We start from the raw sequence: 954 nt of genomic DNA on the forward strand, positions 1-954 counted from the left end.
CGAGAGCGATACGGTTTGAACTATCACACGGGTGTACCACGAAGAGAAAAAATCCCCCGCGCCGCATCGCTGTAAAAATAAATAATAGCTTTCAGGCAGCTTGTTTTGCGTATATTCGCGTATCGCCTGCAATTCATCGGTTGAAAGGGGATGTGCATTGAAATTTAGGTGATTTGCGTGAGATGCTTGGTTGTTTGTCAGCCAGTATTGAAGTTGTTGCAGGGCTTGCGGATAGGTCATGATGGGAGGGGGCTTTTTAAAATGGATTTTGTTGGGTATTGAACCAACAGGAAGAAACCAGTCTTTGAGCGATTATATTTGTTGTTTGGAATGAAACAAAGGTCGTCTGAAAACGTTAAATCGGTTTCAGACGACCTTTTTATTATATGGTAATTGAGCAAAATGTAGGTTGGGTTGCAAACCCAACATTTTGTGAAATTTAACAGTTTTGTTGGGTCTTGACCCAACCTACGCTTGCTACGCTTATTGGATTGTAATTACTCCCATAACTTTGCTCGTATTGCAGATTCTGTAGAGGAGTCAGGAAGTCGAGAGCTGTATGTAATTTCAACATGCAGATTTTTTTCCAGCTTCGCTAATAGTTGATCGTTAGTACAGTTAAAATTTTCAGTTAAATTACTTTTAACGTAAACTAACCCTATGCCATTATTACTTGTTAAAGGCAATCCAACTTTAGGATTTGAGTATGCAAAACAATTAATCTCTTCTTCGGTCATGCCAACTGATTTCAAAATCTCTCCCCATTTCTTAAGTGTCAAATTTTGATTTACTTCATCATTAATCTTTATAGATTTTATTATTGCGACCCCAGCCCCTGAATTTTTTACATAAATTCCAAATGATTTTGTAGCATTATCACTCGTTGTATTTATTACTACATATGGGCTTTGCCCAATAATATCTGCATTTGTAGATTGTCGAGTCATGTATGAT

2 protein-coding genes are annotated in these 954 nt (G+C 37.5%); both read right to left on the minus strand.

Going from position 1 to position 954, the window contains the following annotated elements:
• The coding region (locus tag ACTHS3_RS15090; RefSeq protein WP_440368377.1) for an SMI1/KNR4 family protein at nt 1-240 on the minus strand (240 nt) is incomplete at its 3' end.
• 257 nt (nt 241-497) lie between these two features.
• Nucleotides 498-954 (minus strand): hypothetical protein (locus ACTHS3_RS15095; protein ID WP_440368378.1); only part of this gene is annotated, 457 nt, incomplete at its 5' end.

The sequence above is a fragment of the Neisseria sp. P0009.S007 genome (assembly GCF_051962515.1).